The sequence below is a fragment of the Lentibacter sp. XHP0401 genome, from assembly GCF_025751535.1.
GTDB lineage: Bacteria > Pseudomonadota > Alphaproteobacteria > Rhodobacterales > Rhodobacteraceae > Lentibacter.
The window spans coordinates 221,657-243,866 of the sequence record NZ_JAOWLC010000003.1; the positions used below are offsets into that span (position 1 = coordinate 221,657).

Genomic DNA, 22,210 nt, shown 5'->3' on the forward strand with positions numbered 1-22,210 from the left:
GCGATGCAAGTTTAAGGCGAGGCGCACTAGATCCGCATGCGGGGAACATCGTGAGGATCAAGCTTGAGCTCGATCATCACGGGGCCGGTGCGCTTGGGGAGGGCGGCGAGGGCTTCTTCCAGCTCTTCGGTGTTGCGCACAGTGAAGCCGTGGCCGCCCAATGATGTTCCGATTTCGGCAAACGAGGGCCAGTGGAACTCTGTCAGGGAGGGGTCCATTTTGCGATCAATGAACTGGATGTGCTCGGCGCCGTAGGCGGAGTCATTTGCGACGATTACGATGAGATCGAGGCCGAGGCGGACGGCTGTGTTGAACTCGTTGATGCCGCCCATCATGAAGCCGCCATCGCCTGTGAACATGACAACAGGCCTGTCGGGCGCGGCGACGCCTGCGCCGATGGCTTCTTGCAGGCCGATGCCTATTGAGCCGAAGTTTGTTGTGGCGACGAAGCTTTGCGGGCCTTCAACCGAGAGGCGGACCCAGACTTCTGTCATGAAGCGGCCCCCGTCGGTGACGAGGAGGCGGTTTTTGGGCAGCGCCTCTTCAAGCCGCTCCAGCGCGTGAATGTAATTGATACAGCCCTCGGCTGTTTTGTTGGGGCCGACGGGGTGTTCTGTGAGCTTGTCGATGTCAAGGTCGCTGGTGAAGCCGCTGGCAGGAATTTCGGCCTCGTCGAGCCAGTAGAGGATCGTCTCGGCGGTGAGGCCGGCATCGGCGACAAGCGCAGCATCGGGGTGAAGGCCGCCGCCTATGGCTGTGGGGGTCACGTCAATCTGGACGATGCGTTTGTCTTTCATGAGCTTGCCTTGATCTGTCGTGAAGTCATGCAGGGAGGCGCCGAAGCAGATGATGCAATCGGACTGGGCGATAAGCTCGTAGGCGGCAGGGGTGGAGAGCGTGCCGAAAATGTCGATGTTGTAAGGGTGATCCTTGAAGAGACCCTTGGCCTTGAGCGTGGTGGCGAGGGGGGCTTCAAGGCGGTCGGCCAGCTTGATGATCTGCTCTCGGGCCTTCACCGCACCCGCGCCAGCGAGGATGAGCGGGCGGCGGGCGGAGGCGATCATGCCGATGGCGTTGTCGAGGATGTCACCCTCGGCCACACCGCCGGGCGCTGTGAAAACATCGAGCACGCGGGGCTCATGCGCAGCCTCTTGCCACATGAAATCGGCGGGCATGTTGAGCACGATGGGCCGCCGCTCGACCTGAGCACGGTAGAACGCACGGGCGACATCCATCGCGACAGTTTCGGGTGTGCGCATTTGCTCGAAGCCTGCGCCTGTGGCTTTAACCACCTCGCGCTGGTCAATGCTTTGCAAGTGGCGCGGGTTGGCGGCGGGGGTGTCGCCTGCGAGCAGGACCATGGGGATATGGCCGCGCGCGCCCTCGGTGAGGGCTGTCATGCAGTTTGTCAGGGCAGGGCCGTGGGTGATGCTTGCAACGCCGACCTTGCCCGAAACATGGGTATAGGCGAGCGCCATGAGCACGGAGCTGCCCTCATGCGCGGCGGGCACAAACCTGCCCTCGCAATCGCGCACGAAGCTGTCGACCATGAACAGGTTGGCATCTCCCATGAGGCCGAACATTGTATCAACGCCATGATCGGCCACGGCGCGGGCGATGTTTTGATAGACGTATTTTTGGGCTGACATGGGCTTGCTCTCCTGTTCGCTGGCGAGAAAGATAACGCAAATGAGGCGCGTAATGTGCGCGAAATTACCAGATATACACATAAATTACGCGGCATTTACGCAAGTATTTATGGTTTAGCGTGAAACTAGCGCGCTATGACGGATCGCTCAGTTCGTTTTGACAGGTTTCATGTGCAGAACAAAAAGGGGCCAGTGCAGTGCACCGGCCCCGTGGCTTGGTCTGGAAAGGTCTTAGCTTTCGTATTCAGGCTGGGCTTTCAGCGCTTCTTCGCTGCTGTCGATGTAAACGCGCACATCGTTGCCATCGTCGGAGCGCACGATTTGCATTTCATCGAATGAGACAGCGATCGTATGCTCGCCCATTCCGAGGAAGCCACCGATGTCGATCACGGCGCGGTCCATCTTGCCATCGTCGGTGAGCAGGAGCTCACCGACCTCGCCGATGTCTTCATCCTCGGCGCCGTAAACGCGGGCACCGGTCAGGTTTTCGGCTGTAAGCTCGTCGGCTTCTACATTGGCGTAGCCGTCACGTGTGATGTCAGGCTGGCTCAGCATGGGGCGGCCATCGCTGCTATCAAGCGAATTGCTGGCTTCGATTTCGGCATCGGCCTTTTCCGCATTTTTCATGCCGGCTTCGTCCATGTTATGTTCATAGGCTGGAGCATCTTTGACTTGAGCGACTGATGCGTTGACCACAAAGAACCAGTCGTCTGTATTGTTTTGCTCTGTCACGATTTTGAGTTGTGACATGTCGAGCGAAACGTCTTTCTCGCCCACTCCGAGGAAGCCGCCAACGCCGATGATTACGGCTTGCACCTTACCATCGCGGGTGAGGACAACTTCATTGATTTCGCCGATGTCATCCCATTCTTTTTCACCATCAGCTTCGACGGTGTTTTGCACATCGTTTTCGGTGGCGTAAACGCGCGAGCCGATCACTTCAGATGCATTCAGGTGCATCGCTTGATCGTAGGTCATCTCCGAAAATGTACCGGAATGATCACCGTGATTGTCTGCATAGGCGGCTGTGCCGAGAACCAGTGCTGTTGCGGCTGTAGCTAAAAAACGTGTCATGATTTCTCCTCTCGTTTCAGGCTGGATATGTTTCCAGCGGGTCTGCCCAAACAACACGCGGATTTCGGGTTGGTTCCTTGTTGTAAAAATGAATGAAAAAATGCGCGGCTTTTGGCCAACGCATTCTTTCGAGTTACTGAAAAGGATAAATAAGTGGAGTGGCTCTTTAGAGCACGTAGCCAGACAGATCGGAGGATTTCATCAACTCGCCCAGATGGGCATCAACGAAAGAAGCATCGACTGTGACACTGTCGCCTGCGCGGTCGGGGGCTGTGAAGCTCAGCTCTTCAAAGACGCGCTCGAGCACGGTGTAGAGGCGGCGCGCACCGATGTTTTCGACTGTGGAGTTCACCTCGGCGGCGATCTTGGCGAGCGCTTTGATGCCGTCTTCCGTGAAGCCGACTTTTACTTCTTCTGTTGCCATGAGAGCGGTGTATTGCAGGGTGAGGGCGTTGTCTGTTTCGGTGAGGATGCGGACAAAGTCATCCTCGGTGAGCGCGCGCAGCTCGACGCGGATGGGCAGGCGGCCTTGCAGCTCGGGTAAGAGATCAGACGGCTTTGCAATGTGAAACGCACCCGAAGCGATGAAGAGGATATGATCGGTTTTGACTGCGCCGTGTTTGGTGCTGACGGTTGTGCCTTCGATCAGCGGCAAGAGATCGCGCTGCACGCCCTCGCGGGAGACATCACCGCCGCGGGCATCCTGGCGGGTGGCGACTTTGTCGATTTCATCCAAGAAAACGATGCCGTTTTGCTCGACGCTTTCGAGCGCGGCTTTGGTGACGAGTTCGTCATCGAGGAGCTTGTCGGCTTCTTCTGAGATGAGCACCTCATAGCTCTCGGCGACTGTGAGCTTTTTGCGCGTGGTGCGCCCGCCCATGGCCTTGCCAAAGATCTCGCCAAGGTTCATCATTCCCATCTGGCCGCCCGGCTGACCGGGGATGTCGAACATGCCGCCCATAGGGTTGGAGGTGTCGGCGATGTCCAGCTCGATGATGGTATCGTCCAGCTCGCCTGATTTGAGCTTTTTGCGGAACATCTCGCGCGTGCCTTCGCGGGCATCTTCACCTGCGATGGCTGTGATGACGCGCTCCTGGGCGGCGGAATGGGCGCGCGCCTTCACGTCTTCGCGCATGTGCTCGCGGGTTTGCAGGATCGCGGTATCGACAAGATCGCGGATGATCTGCTCTACATCGCGGCCGACATAGCCGACCTCTGTGAATTTCGTGGCCTCCACCTTGATAAAGGGCGCGCGCGCGAGCTTGGCGAGGCGGCGGGAGATTTCGGTTTTGCCGACACCTGTCGGGCCGATCATCAGGATGTTCTTAGGGTAGACCTCATCGCGCAGATCATCAGACAGTTGCTTGCGCCGCCAGCGGGAGCGTAGCGCTACGGCAACCGCGCGCTTGGCATCGGCCTGACCGATGATGAAGCGGTCCAGTTCGGAGACGATTTCGCGGGGGGTGAGGTCTGTCATATTAGGGTCTCGCTTTTCGAAGGTTTTGCGCCGCGCATTGCGCGCCGCCGGGGGGAGGGGCTTTGCCCCTCTTGGCCTTCGGCCAATTCACCCCAGGATACTTGAGGCAATAAGAAAGGGTTTAGCCTTTAATGGTTTCGACTGTCAGGTTTCCGTTTGTGTAGACGCAGATATCGGAGGCGATCGCCATGGCGGTGCGGGCGATGTCTTCGGCGGATTTTTTGGTATCCATCTGGGCGCGGGCGGCGGCGAGAGCGAAGTTTCCTCCAGAGCCGATGGCGGCGACGTTGTGCTCGGGCTCAAGCACATCGCCGGCACCTGTGATGACGAAGAGTTCTTTTCCGTCGGAGACGAGGAGCATGGCCTCGAGCTTTTGCAGATATTTGTCGGTGCGCCAGTCTTTGGCGAGCTCGACGCAGGCGCGGATGAGTTGGCCGGGGGTGGCCTCGAGCTTGGCTTCGAGCCGCTCAAGGAGTGTGAAAGCATCGGCTGTGCTGCCTGCGAAGCCGACGAGGACATCGTGCCCGCCCGGGGAAATGCGGCGGACCTTTCGGGCTGTGCCTTTGATGACGGTTTGGCCGAGGCTGACTTGACCGTCGCCCGCGATGACCACCTCACCGTCTTTTTTGACGGCGACGATTGTTGTTCCGTGCCAGCCTGGAAAATCTGATTGCGCCATTTGGGCCTCCTTGGTCTTGAGGGAATATATGGCGGCTCGGGCTGGCGAGCACAAGGTTTGGCTTGTTTGGCGGGGCTTGCGCGGCTAGCACTTTGGCATGAGCGAGCGAGTGACGATTTTTCTTGAGCCTGAAATGAAGGCCAGCGCCGAAGCGGGGCAACACAACTTTTTGGCCAAGGTCGAGGCAGTGCTGCGCGGCGGCGGCCTGTCTGTGCATTATGCCAATGAGGCGGAGCGTGACGAGCCGTTTGAGGGGCGGGCGCTTGTGCATATGTGGCCGCCGATGAGCGCGGATACGCTGGTGATGCGACGTGTTTATGCCTATCCGTTCTGGGCGATTGAACCCTCGGACAAGCGCTGGGAATGGAGCGTGGCGGGTGCTGTGTTTGATCCTGAAGGGGTGAACGGCAGCAAGGCGGCGCGGTTTGTGGGCAACTGGCGAAAGCGTTTGTTTGGCGTGGCCGAGGCGCGGCGTGAGGGCTATGTTTATGTGCCGCTGCAAGGGCGGATCAGCGAGCGCCGCTCGTTTCAGGCGGCTTCGCCTCTGGAGATGATCGAGGCTTTGCTTGAAGCCGAGAGCAAGCGCTCTGTTGTTATCGGGCTGCATCCGAAAGAGAACTATGCGGCCAGTGACATTGATGCTTTGGAAAAATTCGAGCACCGCTTTGAGCGGGTGAGTGTTGTGATGGGGCAGATGGAGCAGTATCTGCCGGGCTGCGACTATGTGGTGAGCCAGAACTCCGGCGCAGCGTTTTTTGGCTATTTCTTTGAAAAACCAGTCGCGCTTTTCGGAAAGATTGATTTTCACCATATCGCGGCGAATGTGCATGAGCTTGGTGTGGAGGAAGCGCTTGCGCGTGTGCCGGATATGACGCCGGATTTTGAGCGATATTTGTGGTGGTTCTGGCAGGAGAAGTCCATCAACGCGGGGCGGGATGAGGCGGAAGAACAGATTGCTGTGCGGTTTAAGCTTGCAGGCTGGATTGCCTGATTGGGCGCTTAACTGATGAGCAACTGACCGATAAGCCCCAGTTGAAACCCGGCGACAGCCCCGAGCGGCGGCGCCCACCGCTTTTCGAGCGGGACTTGGGGCGCGATATCTTCAAACACCAGATAGATGATGCCGCTTGCGGCAAACAGCATGAGACCACCGAGGAGTTCGGGATAGGCTGCTCCGTAGGTGTGTCCGACCCATGCCGACAGTGCGCCAACGACGGGCAAACAGGAAAAAACCAGCAGCAAGCTGCGCGGCTTATGTGCTCCTTTTGCAATCATTTCGCGATAGGCGTTGAAGCCTTCGGGCAGGTTCTGCAGGGCGATGAGCAGTGCGAGAAGATAGCCCGCCGACCCGCCGACAGCGAGTGCTGCACCAAGGGCGATAGCTTCAGGGACATAATCGAGCATCATGGCAAGGAGCTGTGCTGATTGGCCGCCACTCTTTGCGATAAGCCGGTCGAGCAGGAAGAAGGCGATGCCGCCGGATGCGAAGGCGATAGCGGCCCATCCGACTGTCAGTTTTTCGGCCCCGTCGGGGACCAACACCAAAGACACAGCAGCCAGAAGCGCGCCGCCGCCGAAAGCGACTACGCTGTGCCGAAACTCCTGATCAAGCCAGCGGGGTTGAAAATGTGCAATTGTAGCCAGGGCAGCCCCGAGGGGAATGGTGAGACCGGCGAGAGTGGCGAGGCTTATGGCGACGAGCATTTGATCCATCGGGGTATGATAGCGAAAACTACGGAACGCTGCACTCTGCAATAAAAAGCCCCGCATCGGCTTGTTTTACCGGGCGGGGCTTTTCTATTGGAATGTGACGTGCGGATCAGATCGCGTCTTCGATCCAGCTTTGGAGCTGTGCTTTGGGGCGCGCGCCTGAAAGGTTTGCAACAGGCTCACCGTTTTTGAAGAGGAACAGCGCGGGGATACCGCGCACGCCCATTGCGGCGGCTGAATTCGGATTTGAGTCAACATCGACTTTCACGATTTTGACTTTGCCTTCCATCTCGGCTGACAACTCTTCAAGTGACGGGCCGATTTGTTTGCAAGGGCCGCACCATTCGGCCCAGAAATCCACCACAACGGGGATATCGGAATTTTTGACTTCGGCATCGAATGTGTCGTCGGTGACAGCAACAGTGGCCATGGTTTTCTCCTGATTGGGTTGGGTTCGCTTGAGGGGAACCTAGGTATCCGGGGGCAGATCGTCAAGATATGTAGCGCTCTGGAAGGCGTTGATCACAAGATCATGAGGAAGCGCCATGAGCTCTGGCGTTTTTGTCCAGAGAATGGCTGTTTCGATTTTGTGGTTGGGGTAGATCAGCGCAAGCGCTTCTGCGTAAGCGCCCATCTGGCGCAGGATGCCTATGGGCGTATCTTCGGGACGCGCAGGCAAGGTGGCGTTTGTCTTGAAATCGACTGCGAGGACACGGGCTTCGCCCACCACAAGCTTGTCGACAATGCCGTGGAGGCGCTTGCCGAGCGTGCTGCTGGGGGCTGTCAGCGAAACTTCGGAGAGCACATCAGGCATGAACAGATGCGCAAGCGTGCCGTTTGCCAGAACAGTCTCTACTTCGGCGTAAGCAGCCTCGTTTTCCTCGGGCGCTTCGATGTGGGCCAGAAGCGTCTCGGCGAGCGGCCTGCGGGCCTCGGGCGCGACATTGGGCAAATGTTCGAGCAGAAGGTGAACCTTTGTGCCGTAGCGCATGGCCGTGGCTTCATCGAGGCCATCGGCGCTGCCCAGAGCTTTTGCGCCTGGGAGTTTGGAGGCGGAGATAGTCTGTGGTTGGGGCGCACCAGCCGGGGCGGCATGGGCGAAGTGAGGGTCAAGCGTGAAGGTCTGGTCTTGCGCGGGGGAGCTTTCCGTTTCGCTCAGCGCGGCCCAATCGCCTGTTTCGAGGCGTTGGATCACTTGATCGGAGTTTTGATGCGCTGCAAAAGGCAGTTTTTTAGCCGCTTCGCTGATGGAATGATACCAGCTTTTACCGTTTTTCACCTCGCCTGCGGCGGCGATGATCAGCCATTTTTCAGCGCGGGTCATGGAGACGTAAAGCAAGCGTTGGCGCTCGGCTTCCTGAGCGGCAAGCTTTTCCTCGACGGCGGATTGAAGTGCGGCGGGGGTTTCATCTTTGCTTTGTTTGTAAAACGCGGTGTCGCCTGACGCGACGATCTGGCCGTTGAAAGTGTTGGAGCGGTCGGCTGTCTCGGGCATGATCACGATGGGCGCTTCGAGCCCTTTGGAGCCATGCACTGTCATCACGCGGATACGCTTTCCGCCAGCTTCTGTCTGGCGTTTGATTTCCGGATCATCGCTTTCAAGCCAGCTGAGGAAGCCCGTGAGCGAGGGCACAGAGCTGCGCTCGTAGGCGAGGGCCTGGGCGAGGAAAGCATCAAGCGCATCTTCGGCCTCGTACCCCAAGCGCGCGAGAATTTTCTGGCGGGTCTTGTGGCGGGTGAGCAGACGCTCGATCAGATCATAGGGGCGCAGGAAATCGGTGACGCGGCGCATGTCATTTAGGATTGCCAATGTCTCGGAATGTGTCTCTGTTTCTGAGCGAAGGGCTTCCCAGAGGTAGCCTTTGCGCTTGGAGGCCAGCGTAAAAAGGTCTTGCTCGGACCAGCCGAAAAGAGGAGAGCGCAGGGCTGCAGCGAGGGAGAGATCATCTTCCTGAAGGGCGAGGAACTTGAGAAAAGCGGTGATGTCTTTGACAGCGATCTGCTCACCGATGCGGAGCCTGTCGGCCCCTGCGACATCTAGCCCGACAAGTTTGCAGGCGCGGATGATTTCGTGAAACAGCTCCTTGCGGCGCTGGAGCAGGATCAGGAAATCGCCTTCATGAACAGGGCGGGCCTGCCATGTGCCGTTTTCCAGTTTGGTCGGGATCAGGGTCTTGCTGTCGATCATCTGCTTGATGTTGTCAGCGATCGTTTTGGAGAGAATGGAAATCGGATCATCAGGTGTGAGAATGTCGAGCGGCTCAAACCACGGCAGATCATCATCCTTTTTTTCCTTCTCGATCTGCGGCCAGATATCGACGCGGCCCGGCATGGTGCTGTGGAAAGCGATATGCGCTTCCTCGGCCCCAAAGCCCGCATCTCCGCGTTGCTCGAAAACGGCATCGACCATGCTGAGAATGGCCGGAGAGGAGCGAAAGGAATAGGCGAGATTGCGGGTGTGGAGCGGCTCTTCGTAGAGGGAGAGCTTTTCCTGAAAAACATTGCGCATACGGCCGAATTCGGCGGCATCAGCGCCTTGAAACGAGTAAATCGACTGCTTCTTATCGCCTACAACAAAGATGGTGCGGGGCTTTTCGCCCTGCGCGCCTTGGCCGGAGGTGATCTCGCGGGCGAGTTCTTCTATCACGGCCCATTGCTCGGGCGAAGTATCCTGAGCTTCATCGACAAGGATATGATCAATCCCGCCATCGAGGCGGTAAAGCACCCATTCGGCGACTTGGGGGTTGGTGAGCAGTGCTTTTGTTTTGAGGATGAGGTCATCAAAATCTAGCCAGCCATGGGCCTGCTTGGTGGCATCGTAACGTGCAAGGAAGGCGCGAGCGAAAGCGTGCAAAGCGAGCGTGCTTTGCGCAGCAGCAAGGGCGATACGGCGCGGGCGCGCGGCCTCGATGCGCAGGATGAGCGCCTCGATCTGGGGGGCGAGGTGAGCGAGATTATCGCGTGTTTTGGCTGTGACGTAGCTTGAGAGCTTGGCTGTGAACGGTTCTTTCGCGCCTGAACCTGTGAGGAAAACGGATTCAAGGACTGGTAGGGATGACAGGCCGGGGCCGTTGAACTTTTCGAGTTTGGCGTGCGCTTTCACATCGTTGGCGGAGCCAGCCGCGGCTATGGGGAGCATTTCGGCAACAAGCTCAGCTTCGCCGCCGATAAAGACCTCGGCCAGAAGCTTGTCCTGTGTTAGATCATCGGGGATGCCGAAAGCTTTACAGACGTCCTCGCGGGTGAGGTCTTTGGCAAATTTGGCCTTGTTAGAGACTATACTTGCGGTGAATTGCTCGAAATCATTGCCGCCGAGGTGGCTGATCATATCGAGTAGGAGCTGAGCCTCGTCGGAGGAGGAGAGATCATCGGTGACCTGCTCGCGAAGCTGGGCGGAGGTGCGGTCATCCAGCTCGGTGAATTGCGGGGTTACGCCCGCCTCAAGCGGGAAACGACGCAAGAGGGAAGCGCAGAACGAGTGGATCGTCTGGATGCGCAGACCACCCGGTGTTTCTATCGCTTTGGCAAAGAGGCGGCGGGCGTTTTTATAATAGCTCGCATCGGCGCCAACAGCTGCGCCAAGCTCGGCCAACTCTTCCTTGAGTTCCACATCGGGCTTCATCGCCCATGCGCCGAGGCGTTTGAGCAGGCGGTTTTGCATCTCGGAAGCGGCGGCCTTGGTATAGGTGAGGCAGAGGATATTTTGCGGATCGACCTCCTCGAGCAAAAGCCGCGCAACACGGTCTGTCAGCACGCGGGTTTTACCTGAGCCTGCATTGGCCGAAAGCCATGTGGAGGCACGGGGTTGCGCGGCATCTATTTGTGCGATGGTTGCTTCATTGGGCAAGGCGGTCATTTGAGCACCTCTTTTACGGGGTCGTCCGAGCTGCTCCACTCACCGTAGCGGGCGAGGTGATCGTAATCGCCAGCAAAGCCTTCTTTCTGGATGGCGCGGCGGGAGGGGTAGCCTTTGTCGGGCTCGGAGAACGCCATGATAAGCTTTTTGAATTCGGCGAGAACTGTCGCTGTGTCGTATTCCTCGGGGTTGAGCACGGCTTCGCCAGCGTTTGAGCCGAGGCCGATATAGGCGAGTTTTCCGACGGTTTCGGCGGGAATGTCCTTGAACGCGCCCTCGGTGGCCATAACGGCAGTGAGGGGGAGCTGTTTGTCGAAGTGTTTGCGCAGTTTCTCGGTGGGCGGCGCGCCTGTTTTGTAATCGTAGATCGCGAGCGTGCCATCGTTCAGAATATCGAACCTGTCGGCTTTGCCTTTGAGAGTGAAGCCTATGTCTAGCAGATCAAGCGCGCCCTCGGCCTCGGCCTTCAGGAAGCTGCTGTTGGCTGCGCGTCCGGCTTCTTCTGTGAGGAAACTATCAATAACGCTGGCGAAACGGGCGAGCCAGATGAGCCGCGCGGCGGGCCATGGAACTTCGCGGGTGAGAATATCGCGCGCGAGGGTGTAGAGAGCGGTGTGGGAGCGCTGGGACGGGTCAGCCTTGGCGGCTTTGACGAACTCTTCCATGACAGTGTGCAGGATTGTTCCGCGCAGGAGGGCGTCGGGGAGTTTTTGCAGCGGATTGAGCGAATTGAGCTTGAGCACATGGCGGGCATAGATGGCGTAAGGATCACGGATGAGAGTCTGGATCTGGGTGATTGAAAGCGCGCGTGGGCGCATTGCAACGGGCGGCACGGGCGCGGGGCGCCGGGCTTGCGCAACCTCGGCCAGAGGCGCATCAATCAGCTTGGCGCGGCCGAGCCATGGGGCGGCACGGGCGCGTATGGCTTTGAGTGCTTTTTCGCCGCGCTCTTGAGGCAGGCCAGCGAGCAGGTTTGTCAGGCGGATGACCCATCGGGAGGGGACTGTCTCGGCATCGTCGGATTTGTGGGCGCGGGTTAGCCAGACCTCTTTCGCGGCGATGGCTTGCTGGAAGTCATGCGCGGAAAGACCGATGCGTCGCTCGGGGAGCAACAGCCCGACCTCGGCGCGCATTTTTCGGTTGAGCCACGGGTCGGGCGCGGGGGCTTCGGGCCAACTGCCCTCGTTGAGCCCCGCGAGGATGAGCAGATCAACGCCTTGAACACGGGCCTCGAGCGTGCCCCAGATGAGCACGCCTGAATGCACGGCCTCGCTGCGGCGGACTTCGCCTGTGGAGAGGGTGGATTCGATGAGATTGGCGTAGTCGTAATGGCTCATTTCGCCACCTGAGGGGGCGCAGGCGGTGAGCTCGGCGAAGAGCTTTTGTGCAGCGATGCCATCATCTTTTTGCCAGAGGGGGGTCTCGGCATCTGCGGGGCCACGGGCGAGGGATTCGGCTGTGGCGATATGATTGGCGATAAGCGTTTCGAGAGGCTGCTCGCCTGTGAGGCTTTCGGTGCAGAAGGCAGAGGAAACCCACGCGGCCCAGATGCGCGCGGCTTCGTCTTTGTGGGCGGCGGACCATGTGAGAAGCGTGGCTTCATCGGGCAACGGAACACCCTTGCGGCGGATGAAAAGCTCAAGCTCACGGGTGTAGCGCAGGTGTGTGCCGCGCTCTTCAAGGGCGTTGCAGAGCGGGTGCTTGAGCAGGGTGATCAGCGCCTCGGCGGTTAAGGCGCGCGGGCTGAGCACATCGAGCACATGGCGCAAGAAGCGGCCAACGGGCGAGAGGTGCAGAGGCTCGCCGGCGCTGTCATCAGGGGTGATGTTCCAGCGGGCGAGTGCTGCTGTGACCTGGCGTGAGATGTTGCGATCAGGCGTGATGAGCGCGGCTTGCACGCCGTCTTCCGCCGCCTGGCGCAGGCGGAGTGCGATGGCGAGGGCTTCCTCGCGCTGGGTGTTGGCCTCGACAAGGGTGATGCCATCGGTTGCCTTTTCGGCAATAAGCGCGGCCTCGGGGCCTTCGGCGATCCATTGATCTGTCACAGGTGCGGGGCGCATTGCGAGGGAGACAAGCGTGTTGCGCCGCTGTGACGGAGCCGCGCCAGCGGGCCAGTGCTGCACATCTTTCGGGGCAAGATCGAGCGCTGTGAGCAGAGCGTGAAAGCGGTATTGCGGGTGATCCTCGCTCATGGCGCCTTCGGGGAGTTTGGGCCATGCCCCATGGGCGAAGGCAAAGTCGAACCCCGGAAGCACGACCGCGCCGTTTGGCAAACGCGCGACTGCGCGCATGAGCGCACCGGTGAGGCCGCGCGAGCCTGTGGAGCCTGCGATGATGATCGGATCTTGCGGCGGCGCAGCTTTCCAGCGGGCTGTGAGTGCCTCGCAGATCAGGCGGCTGCGGGCGGCTGTTGTGAGGCCTGCACGGCTGGCTGCGTAGCCATGCACAATGTTGAGGAAGGCCTGCGTGCGCTGCCAGTGGCCTGACTGGTCTGTCACATCAAGCTTGGCGATGGCCTCGGGAGAGACGCCTTCCTCGTGCATTTCTGTCATCAGAGCCGTGAGGCTTTCAGCCAGATCAAACGCCGCTTCGCGCGGGGCCATGGCGGTGTGATCGTGGGAATTGGCCTCGGTTTCGATCAGCGTGCGGATAATGACCGAGAGTTCCAGCTTGGTCTGGAGCGTTGGCTCGGCGGCGGGCAGCGGGCTGAGCGGATCAAGCGTGGCGAGATCGGAGATGAGCGAGATACGCGGCATAAGCAACGCATCGCCTTCATCGAACAGCTCGGAAACGCGGCGCTCCATGCGGCGGGTGTTGAGCACGAGATGCACGCGGGCCAGCGCTTCGGGCGGCTGGTTTTTGTAAGCGTCTGTGAGCGCATCAACCAGCGCGCGCGGGAAATCTGCGCCAAGCGGTGTGCCGAAGAGTTGGGGAGAGTCCGCGCCATTAAAGAGAGGTGTCATCAAGCATCCTTTCGGCGCGGGTAATGCCTTCGGGAGAGCCGACATCGCACCATTGGCCCGTGTAGGACAGACCGAAGAGGCGGCCGTCTTGCAAGAGGTTGTCCCAGACGAGATTAAGCGAAAAGGAGCGTTCGGGGATTGCCTTGGTCAGTTCCGGCTTGATGATTTGTGCGCCGGAATAGACGAGGCCCGCGCCGCGTGTGAGCTGGCCTTTATCGGATAGGACAAAATCGCCTGTGCCTTTGTGACCCAGTGCGTTTTGAAGCGGGATGAGCAGGAGGAGCGCGTCCATCTCCTCAGGGTTCCACGCGGCTTGCAGCGCTTCCAGGGGGTTTGGGCCACGCCAGAGCGCATCGGAATTGAGCGTGAAGGCGGGGCCATTGCCAAGCAGCGGCAACGCATTTTTGAGGCCTCCGCCTGTCTCGAGAATATCGGGGGATTCTGTGATGGTTTTGACGGGGCTGCCCGCGAGATGAGCTTCAAGCACGTGCGGGAGGTAGTGCAGATTGACAACCGTGTTGAGGCCGAGGGGAGCGGCGAGCGTGAGCGTGTGATCAATCAGCGGCCTGCCAGCAACTTTGACCATGGGCTTGGGCTGGTGCGCGGTAAGCGCGCCCATGCGTGTGCCAAAGCCGGCGGCGAAGATCATGAGAGAGCGAGGACTGTTCCGCATTTGGCTTTCAATTCTGTGAGGAGCGCTTCGGAGGGCGCGGGCAAATCGGCGAGGAGCATTGCGCGGATATCCGACAGCGCGGGGTGCGATAGATCACGCAGGAGGTAGGCCCAGACGCGGGGGATGAAATCAACATAATGCGGCTTGTTCGAGTAGAGCGAGAGCCGCGCGAAAACGCCGAGGATGCGCAGGTTACGCTGCGCGCCAAGGAGCGCGTAGGCGGTGCTGAATTCGGTTTCGTCATGGCCGCTTCGGGAGATGTAATGCGCAAGCATGTGCTGCTCGATATCGAGCGGAACATCGCGGCGGGCATCTTGCAGGAGCGAGACAAGATCATAGGCAGGGTGGCCGAGCATTGCGTCTTGAAAATCAAGCAGGCCGACACGGGCGGGGCCTTTACGTTCTGGCAACCAGAGCAGGTTTTCGGCGTGATAATCGCGCTGGATGAGCACGGTTTGCTCGGGGATATGCTGGGCAAGGAGTGCTTGGAAAGCGGCGTGAAATTTCGCAGACTGATCGGCCATGCTGCCCGTGTTTTGCGCGCCATACCAGCGGTGGGCCAGCGCGGCCATATCAGCCATGACGGCAGGGCTGTAGGGCGCGAGGCCAACAGGCGGGGTGTGCTTGTGCAGGGCAAGAAGCACATCGGTTGCGGCGGTGTAGATTTCAGGTTCCAGCGCGGGCAAGTTGACGACAACGCGGGCGAAGAGATCATCTCCAAGGTCTTCGAGCAAAAGAAAACCGTGCTCTGCGTCGGCAGCAAGGATACGCGGAGCAGAGAGGCCGATGCTTGTGAGATATTCGGCGATGTGCACAAAGGGGCGCACATCTTCGCCCTTTTCGGGGGGCGCATCCATGAGCACGGCGGGGGTTCCATCGGCCGCTTTCAGGCGCTCGTAGCGGCGGTTGGAAGCATCGCCTGCGAGGGGCGCGCGGATGGCTTCATGCCAGCCTGCGGCGGTAAGGAAGCTTGTTGAAAGATCGTGGCGCTGTGTCATGTGAAGGAAAACTCGTTGAGGAAAGACCAGCGCTCGGGGCCGGACATGTGCAGGGTTCTTTCGCCCTCCTGCGGCGCCAGGTCAAGCGAGAGAGTGAGAGCGGTGGCGGGGCGCAGACTGCCGAGGCGGTCGGGCCATTCGATGAGGCAGATGGCATCTTCAAAGGCATCGGTGAGGCCGAGCTCTTCCAGTTCTGACGGATCGGTGAGGCGGTAAAGATCGGCGTGCCATATCTCGGTGCCTTTAGCCTCGTAGGTTTGCACCAGGGTAAAGGTGGGCGAGGGGACATCCTCGGGCACAGGGAGCCGCGAAAGGATGAGGGCGCGGGCGAGGTGGGTTTTGCCAGCGCCGATGCCGCCTTCGAGTAGCACGGTATCACCCGCAACAAGCTGTGCGCCGAGCGCTTCTGCAAAGCGGGCTGTGGCGCTTGCGCTGCCAAGTATTACGGTTTTATCAAGCTGCGCCATGATGGCAAAGATGACCCGTGGCGCGCGGGGCTGCAAGCGGTTTTAGACAGCAGGTAAAGCTGCAGACTTCGTCACGGGAGGGGCCGCAGGGAGAGCCGATGTGCGCAGGGTCACGATTGTTGTGTTTCCATCTTGAACATGCAGATCGTAGGCAAGCTCTGTGCCGTCAAGCAGCGTGAAGCTGTTTTTCTGTTCACTGGCGTTGCGCAGGCGCGCGGAAAGTGTGTTGCGCACTGATCCGGGAGCGAGTCTGTCTTTCCAGATGTGAATGATGGAGGCGAGAGAGTGGTTTGAGGCGGGCGTACCTTCTGGCAGGCCGAGGAAGGTGACGAAGGCGTCGTTCCAGAATGTGATCGAGCCATCGTTTTCAAAGCAGACGACAGCATCGCCAAGCGCCTGAAGCGCGATATCGCGGATTTCGACCTGCCCTTTGAAGCGCTGGGTGAGAGACATCTCGACGCTTATGTCTTCAATCAGGATTGCGATAGCCCCGTCGGGGTGTGGACGGCCGACGATGCGATAGGTGAGGCCGTTGGGCAGGCGCCATGTTTCCTGATAGCGCCCGTCGGCGGACTGCACCACCAAATCGGCGATCTGGCGGCGCCATGAGGAGTAATTTTTCGGCTCCGGCATGATCCTGTTATCGCGCAGGCGATCAAAGAAACTTTGCAGATTGGGCTGTGCGGAGAGAAAGTGCGCGGGCAGCGATGTGAGATCAACCAGTGCAGGGTTGAACAGAACGAGACGCCTGTTGCGATCAAAGATCGCGAGGCCGGTGGAGAGCTGCGCAAAGGTTTTGGCAAGAGTCTGGACAAATTTGCGCTGGGTTGTTTCGGCTGTTATGAGGCTGTCGACGTTGACGGCGCAATTCAGGATGATATTGGGGCCGGCCTCGACGCTTGATATATCAAACCAGTGCACCTCGTTTTGATCAAAGCCTATTGTCAGAGAGACGCGCGCTGACGTGTCATCAAGCGATTTGAGAGTGTCAAAATCAAACACACCGGCATCATCGCCAAACGCTTTTTTACGCGCTTTTTCGAGCACACGGTAAGCCTTGTTTGTCCAGATGGTTTTGCCTTGAGATGTTGCCCAAGTCGGGTGAACAAGCTTGTTGATGGCCTCTTCGCGCAGTTCGATTTGCCGACGTTGTGCAAACATCATGTGCTTGTCGGCAAGTGTGGTTGGCGTTTTGTCTTTCAGGCTGAGGAGTGTTTGAGCGCCATCGGATTCAATGTGAAGCATAGCGGTGTCATCGGGGAACCGTGAGGCAAAGGGGCCTGATGTTTGGGCGGTATCGGTTGCCGGCAGTTGCTTTGGGAGGTCTGTGAAGCGTGTGGCGAAAGCTTCGCGCACCTGTGGCCAGCCGAGTGCGGCGGTGTTCGATACGCCTATTATTTCGAGCGCGGACTGGCTTGCGCCCGTGCATTCGGACCCGTCGAAACGCAGCCACGGCGCATGCGCCAGCACTTCGGGCTCGGGCGCACGTGTATAGGCACTAAACAGGGCGAGCAGCAAAAATACGGCAATGGCTGTTGCCAGACCTGCGGCCAGAATAACCCAGAGAAGGGATTGATCGACCATGAACGACTCTTTCTGTGTTCCTTTGCCCCACTATAGTTTGGGCTGAATTTGGTTAACTAAGTGTTAATCGTAAACGAAACGTCAGGTCGTGATGGGTTTGTTTTGCCCAAGAGGCGTGCGGCCTGCGCTTGTATCAACCTGCACATCGGCGGCGTTCCAGCGCACAACAACAAGAGCGCCGGAACGATGCGGACCAGTGCCGGTCGTATCAGCGGCATCGGGGCCATTGGTAAAGTTAAGCTCGGCTCCCGAACGCTCAAGCAGGGTTTTTGCAATGAAAAGGCCAAGACCCATACCCTCATATGCGGTTTGTTTGGCACGTGTCTGGGCATTGCTGCGCCGCCGCATGAAGGGATCGCCAATGCGCCCGATGAGGCCGGGAGGGTAGCCGCCGCCATCATCCTGAATGCGGACAGTGACGTTTTCGGAGCTCCAGACCGTTTCGACCCAGACATTGGCGCGCGAAAAATCAACTGCGTTTTGAACAAGGTTGCGCAAGCCGTGGATGATCTCGGGTTTGCGGTAAATTTCGGGTTGGGGCGTGCCATCGACGCTTTCTTCGGAAAAGTGGATGGCTTTTCCGCGGTCTGTGTGCGGGCTGGCGGCATCTTGAACCACTGTCGCGACGGGGGCCTGGCGCATATAGATATCATCTTTGCCGGTGCGACCCATAGAGCGCAGAATATCGCGGCAGCGGTCGGCTTGTTGTGCGATCAGCTCGATGTCTTCGCGTAGCTCGGAGCCTTCGGGGAACTCGTCGAGCAACTCGGAGCTTACGAGTTTGATTGTGGCCAAAGGTGTGCCGAGCTCGTGCGCGGCAGCTGCAACAACGCCGCCGAGATCGGTAAGCTTTTGCTCACGGCTGAGGGCTAGTTGTGCGGCTTGAAAGGCTTCGGACATCGCATTGGCATCAAGCGCGATGCGGCGCACGTAAACCCCGAGGAAGACGACAGCAATCACCACAGCAGCCCATGTACCAAACATGAAAATATCGGGGATACGTATGATAAACCCCTGCTCGGTGCGCAGGGGAAAATAGAACTGGGTAAGGCCAGAAACGATGACGAGAGTTATGAGGCCTAAAATGATAGTGCTTCGGGTTGAGAAAACAGCCGCCGAGACAGCGACAGGCCCAACAATGAGAACGGAGAAAGGATTATTGAGGCCACCTGATAGGAAAAGCAGAACGCCGAGCTGCAAGAGATCAAACAGAACCATGAAAAAGTTTTCACGCTCTGATAGGCGGCGGCTGAGCGGGAAGATGAACATGGCGACAAGGTTGGCCAGCACAGAGGCGCCGACAACGAGATAAAACAACCCGACTTCAAACTGCAGGTTATAGTAGCGTTCGGCCACGAAAAGCGCGGTGAGTTGTCCGAACACCGCGGCCCATCTGAGCCAGATAAAAGTGCGCAGGCGGATATAGTTGCTGCGGCGCAGCCCTTCGGGAAGGGGCGGGTAAGCGGTGAGTTGAGACGTATTGTCAGATTGCATGTTGCGTCTTGAAGCCTAAATGGTGAGGGTGCGGCGAAATCATGCGAAGAATGCAGCGGAAAAGGAAGTGGAATGTCACAGAAACTAGCGATCGGAGCGGCATTGGCCGCTGGTGTGCTTCTTGCGGGAACCTGGGGTTATACGCAATTTGCGGGTGGTTCAGGTGACGAGTTGGCGGAGTGCCGTATCGGTAATGTGGCTGGTGGGGCCGGTTCTATCGGCGGGCCTTTCGAGCTTGTGGATGAAACCGGCAAGACCGTAACGGACAAAGATGTGATCACCAAGCCGACGCTGCTCTATTTTGGCTATACTTTCTGCCCTGACGTTTGCCCGCTGGATTCGGCGCGCAACGGTGAGGCCGCGGTTTTGCTCGAAGAGCGCGGTGTTGATGTTGGCACGGTGTTTGTCTCGATTGACCCCGAGCGCGATACGCCAGAGTCGCTTGCCGAGTTTACCGATGTGATGCACCCCGAGATGCTCGGGCTGACAGGCACGCCAGAGCAGGTGAAGGCCGCGAGCATGGCTTACCGCACTTATTACAAAAAGCAGGAGCCGGAAGAAGGCGATGAAGAGTTTTACCTCGTGGATCACTCGACATTTACCTACCTTGTGACGCCGGAGCAGGGCTTTATCGACTTTTTCAAGCGAGACGAAAGCCCCGAACAGATGGCCGACCGCGTGCAGTGCTTTATTGATAGGCTCTAGGGGCAATTTGACGAGCTTTGTTTGACGGCCCCTCCGGCGCAAGATAAGACTCATTCTAAGTGCAAATGGGGAGTGTCGTTCGTGCCCGAAGAGTCTTTTGATATTGGGGAAGACAAATCCCTTTTGCTTGTTGATGATGACGAGCCATTTCTGCGCCGTTTGGCCAAAGCCATGGAAAAACGCGGATTTGAAGTTGAGACGGCCGGATCTGTTGTGGCCGGCAAGGCCATTGCCACGGCGCGTCCGCCTGCCTACGCGGTCTGCGACTTGCGGCTGGAAGACGGCAACGGGCTTGATGTGGTTGAAGTGATCCGTGAAAAGCGCCCTGACAGCCGCGTTGTTGTGCTGACGGGATATGGTGCGATTGCCACGGCTGTTGCGGCTGTCAAGATCGGCGCGACAGACTATCTGAGCAAGCCTGCCGATGCGCGCGACATTACCAATGCGCTTTTGGCCAATGGCAGCGAGCTGCCCCCGCCGCCTGAAAACCCGATGAGTGCCGACCGCGTGCGCTGGGAGCATATCCAGCGGGTTTATGAGCTGTGCGACCGCAATGTGAGCGAAACAGCGCGGCGGCTGAACATGCACCGCCGCACGCTACAGCGTATTCTGGCCAAACGCAGCCCCAAGTAAGTGACGATGGACCCGACAGAGCCGCCCAACCCCAAGGGAGGCTGGTCTCAAACCGCGCTGGAATTTGAGCGCGTGAGAATTGTGCCGCCGCAAGAAATTGACGGGCGGATCATCAGGACGGGGGTGTTTGATGAACATGGGGCCGATGTGCCCGTCGCAGCAACATGGCGGCGAGACGAACGGATCACTCTTGCGCCTGACTATCCCGTAGAAACAGAGACTAACCTTGCAGGAAAGTGGCTTTGGGGCGGGGTGCTTTACCATCATTTCGGGCACTTCCAGATGCAAAGCATTGCGCGGCTTTGGGCAATCAGGCGCTATCGTGACGAGATCGAGGGGATTATTTTTGTGACCCGAGGGCAGACGGATATGCTGCCTTTCGAGCAGGATTACCTGGCTCTGCTGATTGGTGATGTGCCGGTAAGGGTTGTGACCGAAGTTTGTGATGTTGAAGCGCTGGTCGTGCCGGGGCAAGGGTTTGGCCTTGGTGATATTGCTAAGGGAACACGGGTGTTCCGGCGTTATATTGCGGCGGAATTTGCCAAAGATGTTGCGCCCGAGGGGCCTGAAAAGTTGTTTATCTCGCGCGCGCTTCAACCGCTTGAGAAGGGCGGGTTCTTGGGGGAAGAACTGCTAGATGCACGGATGGAAGAGGCTGGATACACAGTGTTTTGGCCTGAAGAGCACAGCCTGCGTGAGCAAATCGCGCGGTATAAGGCGGCCAAGCGGGTCGTTGGCCTGGATGGCTCGGCGCTGCATCTTTTTGCTATGGTCGGCGCGAATGCGCAAAAAGTGGCGATGATCTTGCGGCGGGAAAAGGGTGCGAGCCGTGCTCTGAGGACGCATTTGACAAGCTTTACAGGGGCAAAGCCCTTGGCGATCAATGCGCTCGCCAAGGGCGCTGAGGTGAGCGTGGGCAAGAAACGTGAAATCAGTGAACTTGATTTCGAACACATTGGAAAACTGCTCAAGCGGCATGGGTTCATTGACCGCGCGCAGGAGTGGGGCCCGCTGAGCGAGGCTGAACTTGCTTTGGTCAACGAAGATTGAACCGCATCAGGACGCGCTCGGGCGTATGCTGATACGGCTCGAACCCGCGTGACTGATAATAGATGATCCCGCCTTCGTTTTGGGTGAGGATCGTGGCGTTGATCCAGACATATCCGAGGGTTTTGGCCGACTTTACCGTCTCTTTGAAGAGTGCCGAACCGATGCCAAGCTGTGATTTTCCCCTGAGCGTGAATGTGGCGATGTTGCAGGCCTCACGGGGCAGATCTTTGCCCGGCCCTACGGACTGCCAGCCGAGCGCTTGGCCAGTATCATCTTCAGCCATAAGAAAAGCACTTTGGGCTGGATTAGAGCCTATCCAGCCTTTCATCTCGGCTTTTGTGAGGGGCGCTTTCAGAGCTGTTGTTCCGCCTTCTGCGATGATTGTATTCAGAAGTTCGGCAAGCACACGGGCATCGGCGGGAGAGGCGTGGCGAAGGTGCATCAGCCGATTTCGGCCAAGAGAGCATTGTGCCGTGCCGTGAACTCTTCACGGACCTCAACAGGCGGGCGCAAGGAGATGCTGAGCCCTTTGAGTAAAGCAGGATCGGGTGTGCCAAAGAGTTTGTCGGATTCCTCTTTTGTGAATCCGGCGATCTGGGTTGCTTCAAGCCAAGCGGAAACGGTATCGGCCTTTTTAATCTGCTTTTTGATGAGCGTCGGGGTTTTGGCTGGAAGGCCAAAGCGGATATGAATCGCTGCAGTGAGGCGCTCGTCGAGCTCCTCATAGCCCGGGCCGACTGCGTTTTTCACAGGTGATATCATATCGCCAATCACATATTCGGGCGCGTCATGCAGGAGGGCGGCGAGCCGCCATTTTGGCTCGGCCTTTGGCACGATGCGGGCGAAAAGTTCTTCAACCAGCAAAGAGTGCTCGGCGACGGAATAGGCAAAATCGCCCACTGTCTGCCCGTTCCAGCGCGCCACAAAGGCAAGGCCGTGGGCGATATCCTCGATCTCGATGTCCATCGGTGTTGGATCAAGTAGATCAAGCCTGCGGCCAGAGAGCATGCGCTGCCATGCGCGGGCTTGTTTTGGAGAAGATTTTGCCATTTTTCAGTGCCTGTGACTTGGTGCGCCCTTTTCTTGCCACATTTAACTCATATTGTAAGGGTGTGGATCAGACAAATCTGACCGCTGGATCGGGAAACCGGCCAAAGGGCCAATCAATAGGCCTGTTTTTGAGAGTATAATCGAGGAG

The 22,210-nt window shown here is 58.5% G+C and carries 19 protein-coding genes; 4 read left to right on the forward strand and 15 right to left on the reverse strand.

The features are described 5' to 3' along the window. Positions 1-26: 26 nt before the first annotated feature. From OE750_RS05910 to hslV, 4 genes are all read right to left on the reverse strand, one after another. Entirely contained in the window at positions 27-1,649 is a 1,623-nt protein-coding gene (locus tag OE750_RS05910; protein ID WP_263762445.1) for a thiamine pyrophosphate-binding protein, read from the reverse strand. 231 nt (positions 1,650-1,880) lie between these two features. Further along, complete coding sequence (locus OE750_RS05915; RefSeq protein WP_263762447.1) at positions 1,881-2,723, reverse strand: PRC-barrel domain-containing protein; 843 nt, start codon at positions 2,721-2,723, stop codon at positions 1,881-1,883. A gap of 166 nt (positions 2,724-2,889) precedes the next feature. Continuing rightward, on the reverse strand, positions 2,890-4,200 hold the full coding sequence (gene hslU / locus OE750_RS05920; RefSeq protein ID WP_263762449.1) for an ATP-dependent protease ATPase subunit HslU: 1,311 nt from the start codon (positions 4,198-4,200) through the stop codon (positions 2,890-2,892). 121 nt (positions 4,201-4,321) lie between these two features. Next, positions 4,322-4,879, reverse strand: coding sequence for an ATP-dependent protease subunit HslV (gene hslV, locus OE750_RS05925; protein ID WP_263762451.1), 558 nt, complete (start codon positions 4,877-4,879; stop codon positions 4,322-4,324). Positions 4,880-4,976: 97 nt separating this feature from the next. Between hslV and OE750_RS05930 the strand changes: the two genes are divergently transcribed. Then, positions 4,977-5,870 (forward strand): hypothetical protein, encoded by an 894-nt coding sequence (locus OE750_RS05930; protein WP_263762453.1) that lies wholly within the window; start codon positions 4,977-4,979, stop codon positions 5,868-5,870. A gap of 8 nt (positions 5,871-5,878) precedes the next feature. On the opposite strand, the gene OE750_RS05935 is transcribed toward OE750_RS05930, so the two are convergent. The 9 genes from OE750_RS05935 to regB all read right to left on the reverse strand — a co-directional run bounded on the left by OE750_RS05935 (position 5,879) and on the right by regB (position 18,624). Further along, a complete protein-coding gene (locus tag OE750_RS05935) occupies positions 5,879-6,592 on the reverse strand; it encodes a ZIP family metal transporter (RefSeq protein ID WP_263762455.1) in 714 nt (237 codons plus the stop codon). 106 nt (positions 6,593-6,698) lie between these two features. Then, positions 6,699-7,019 carry a thioredoxin gene (gene trxA / locus OE750_RS05940; protein WP_263762457.1) on the reverse strand — a complete coding sequence of 107 codons (321 nt, stop codon included), beginning with the start codon at positions 7,017-7,019 and terminating at the stop codon, positions 6,699-6,701. Positions 7,020-7,058: 39 nt separating this feature from the next. Next, positions 7,059-10,445 (reverse strand): double-strand break repair helicase AddA, encoded by a 3,387-nt coding sequence (gene addA, locus OE750_RS05945; RefSeq protein WP_263762459.1) that lies wholly within the window; start codon positions 10,443-10,445, stop codon positions 7,059-7,061. Then, a complete protein-coding gene (gene addB / locus OE750_RS05950; RefSeq protein ID WP_263762461.1) occupies positions 10,442-13,408 on the reverse strand; it encodes a double-strand break repair protein AddB in 2,967 nt (988 codons plus the stop codon). Before addB ends, addA begins: the two co-directional genes overlap by 4 nt. After that, positions 13,392-14,081, reverse strand: coding sequence for a nucleotidyltransferase family protein (locus OE750_RS05955; RefSeq protein WP_263762463.1), 690 nt, complete (start codon positions 14,079-14,081; stop codon positions 13,392-13,394). The genes addB and OE750_RS05955 overlap by 17 nt, the downstream gene beginning before the upstream one ends. Further along, entirely contained in the window at positions 14,054-15,079 is a 1,026-nt protein-coding gene (locus OE750_RS05960; protein WP_263762465.1) for an aminoglycoside phosphotransferase family protein, read from the reverse strand. Before OE750_RS05960 ends, OE750_RS05955 begins: the two co-directional genes overlap by 28 nt. Further along, entirely contained in the window at positions 15,076-15,546 is a 471-nt protein-coding gene (tsaE, locus tag OE750_RS05965; protein ID WP_263762467.1) for a tRNA (adenosine(37)-N6)-threonylcarbamoyltransferase complex ATPase subunit type 1 TsaE, read from the reverse strand. Before tsaE ends, OE750_RS05960 begins: the two co-directional genes overlap by 4 nt. A gap of 42 nt (positions 15,547-15,588) precedes the next feature. After that, positions 15,589-17,130 (reverse strand): PAS-domain containing protein, encoded by a 1,542-nt coding sequence (locus OE750_RS05970; RefSeq protein WP_263762469.1) that lies wholly within the window; start codon positions 17,128-17,130, stop codon positions 15,589-15,591. 81 nt (positions 17,131-17,211) lie between these two features. Then, positions 17,212-18,624 (reverse strand): sensor histidine kinase RegB, encoded by a 1,413-nt coding sequence (gene regB / locus OE750_RS05975; protein WP_263762471.1) that lies wholly within the window; start codon positions 18,622-18,624, stop codon positions 17,212-17,214. 72 nt (positions 18,625-18,696) lie between these two features. Here regB and OE750_RS05980 point away from each other — a divergent pair, with 72 nt between their 5' ends. The 3 genes from OE750_RS05980 (at position 18,697) to OE750_RS05990 (ending at position 21,012) form a co-directional block, all read left to right on the forward strand. After that, positions 18,697-19,329: an SCO family protein gene (locus tag OE750_RS05980; RefSeq protein WP_263762473.1), complete on the forward strand. Its 633-nt coding sequence runs from the start codon at positions 18,697-18,699 to the stop codon at positions 19,327-19,329. Between the two features lie 81 nt (positions 19,330-19,410). Beyond that, positions 19,411-19,962, forward strand: coding sequence for an ActR/PrrA/RegA family redox response regulator transcription factor (locus OE750_RS05985; protein ID WP_263762475.1), 552 nt, complete (start codon positions 19,411-19,413; stop codon positions 19,960-19,962). A 6-nt stretch (positions 19,963-19,968) separates the two neighbouring features. Then, positions 19,969-21,012 carry a glycosyltransferase family 61 protein gene (locus OE750_RS05990; RefSeq protein WP_263762633.1) on the forward strand — a complete coding sequence of 348 codons (1,044 nt, stop codon included), beginning with the start codon at positions 19,969-19,971 and terminating at the stop codon, positions 21,010-21,012. Here the strand turns inward: OE750_RS05990 and OE750_RS05995 are convergent. After that, positions 20,999-21,454 carry a GNAT family N-acetyltransferase gene (locus tag OE750_RS05995; protein WP_263762477.1) on the reverse strand — a complete coding sequence of 152 codons (456 nt, stop codon included), beginning with the start codon at positions 21,452-21,454 and terminating at the stop codon, positions 20,999-21,001. The genes OE750_RS05990 and OE750_RS05995 overlap by 14 nt on opposite strands. After that, positions 21,454-22,062, reverse strand: coding sequence for an HD family hydrolase (locus OE750_RS06000; RefSeq protein WP_263762479.1), 609 nt, complete (start codon positions 22,060-22,062; stop codon positions 21,454-21,456). The genes OE750_RS05995 and OE750_RS06000 overlap by 1 nt, the downstream gene beginning before the upstream one ends. Positions 22,063-22,210 lie beyond the last annotated feature (148 nt).

What these genes read in the sequence shown, in the direction of transcription:
- OE750_RS05960 (WP_263762465.1), bottom strand. Translation starts at nt 15,079, where the DNA reads ATGACACAGCGCCACGATCTTTCAACAAGCTTCCTTACCGCCGCAGGC.
- OE750_RS05980 (WP_263762473.1), top strand. Translation starts at nt 18,697, where the DNA reads ATGTCACAGAAACTAGCGATCGGAGCGGCATTGGCCGCTGGTGTGCTT.
- OE750_RS05915 (WP_263762447.1), bottom strand. Translation starts at nt 2,723, where the DNA reads ATGACACGTTTTTTAGCTACAGCCGCAACAGCACTGGTTCTCGGCACA.
- trxA (WP_263762457.1), bottom strand. Translation starts at nt 7,019, where the DNA reads ATGGCCACTGTTGCTGTCACCGACGACACATTCGATGCCGAAGTCAAA.
- addA (WP_263762459.1), bottom strand. Translation starts at nt 10,445, where the DNA reads ATGACCGCCTTGCCCAATGAAGCAACCATCGCACAAATAGATGCCGCG.
- OE750_RS05935 (WP_263762455.1), bottom strand. Translation starts at nt 6,592, where the DNA reads ATGGATCAAATGCTCGTCGCCATAAGCCTCGCCACTCTCGCCGGTCTC.
- tsaE (WP_263762467.1), bottom strand. Translation starts at nt 15,546, where the DNA reads ATGGCGCAGCTTGATAAAACCGTAATACTTGGCAGCGCAAGCGCCACA.
- hslU (WP_263762449.1), bottom strand. Translation starts at nt 4,200, where the DNA reads ATGACAGACCTCACCCCCCGCGAAATCGTCTCCGAACTGGACCGCTTC.
- OE750_RS05970 (WP_263762469.1), bottom strand. Translation starts at nt 17,130, where the DNA reads ATGGTCGATCAATCCCTTCTCTGGGTTATTCTGGCCGCAGGTCTGGCA.
- OE750_RS05990 (WP_263762633.1), top strand. Translation starts at nt 19,969, where the DNA reads ATGGACCCGACAGAGCCGCCCAACCCCAAGGGAGGCTGGTCTCAAACC.
- OE750_RS05930 (WP_263762453.1), top strand. Translation starts at nt 4,977, where the DNA reads ATGAGCGAGCGAGTGACGATTTTTCTTGAGCCTGAAATGAAGGCCAGC.
- OE750_RS05995 (WP_263762477.1), bottom strand. Translation starts at nt 21,454, where the DNA reads ATGCACCTTCGCCACGCCTCTCCCGCCGATGCCCGTGTGCTTGCCGAA.
- hslV (WP_263762451.1), bottom strand. Translation starts at nt 4,879, where the DNA reads ATGGCGCAATCAGATTTTCCAGGCTGGCACGGAACAACAATCGTCGCC.
- OE750_RS06000 (WP_263762479.1), bottom strand. Translation starts at nt 22,062, where the DNA reads ATGGCAAAATCTTCTCCAAAACAAGCCCGCGCATGGCAGCGCATGCTC.
- addB (WP_263762461.1), bottom strand. Translation starts at nt 13,408, where the DNA reads ATGACACCTCTCTTTAATGGCGCGGACTCTCCCCAACTCTTCGGCACA.
- OE750_RS05955 (WP_263762463.1), bottom strand. Translation starts at nt 14,081, where the DNA reads ATGCGGAACAGTCCTCGCTCTCTCATGATCTTCGCCGCCGGCTTTGGC.
- OE750_RS05910 (WP_263762445.1), bottom strand. Translation starts at nt 1,649, where the DNA reads ATGTCAGCCCAAAAATACGTCTATCAAAACATCGCCCGCGCCGTGGCC.
- regB (WP_263762471.1), bottom strand. Translation starts at nt 18,624, where the DNA reads ATGCAATCTGACAATACGTCTCAACTCACCGCTTACCCGCCCCTTCCC.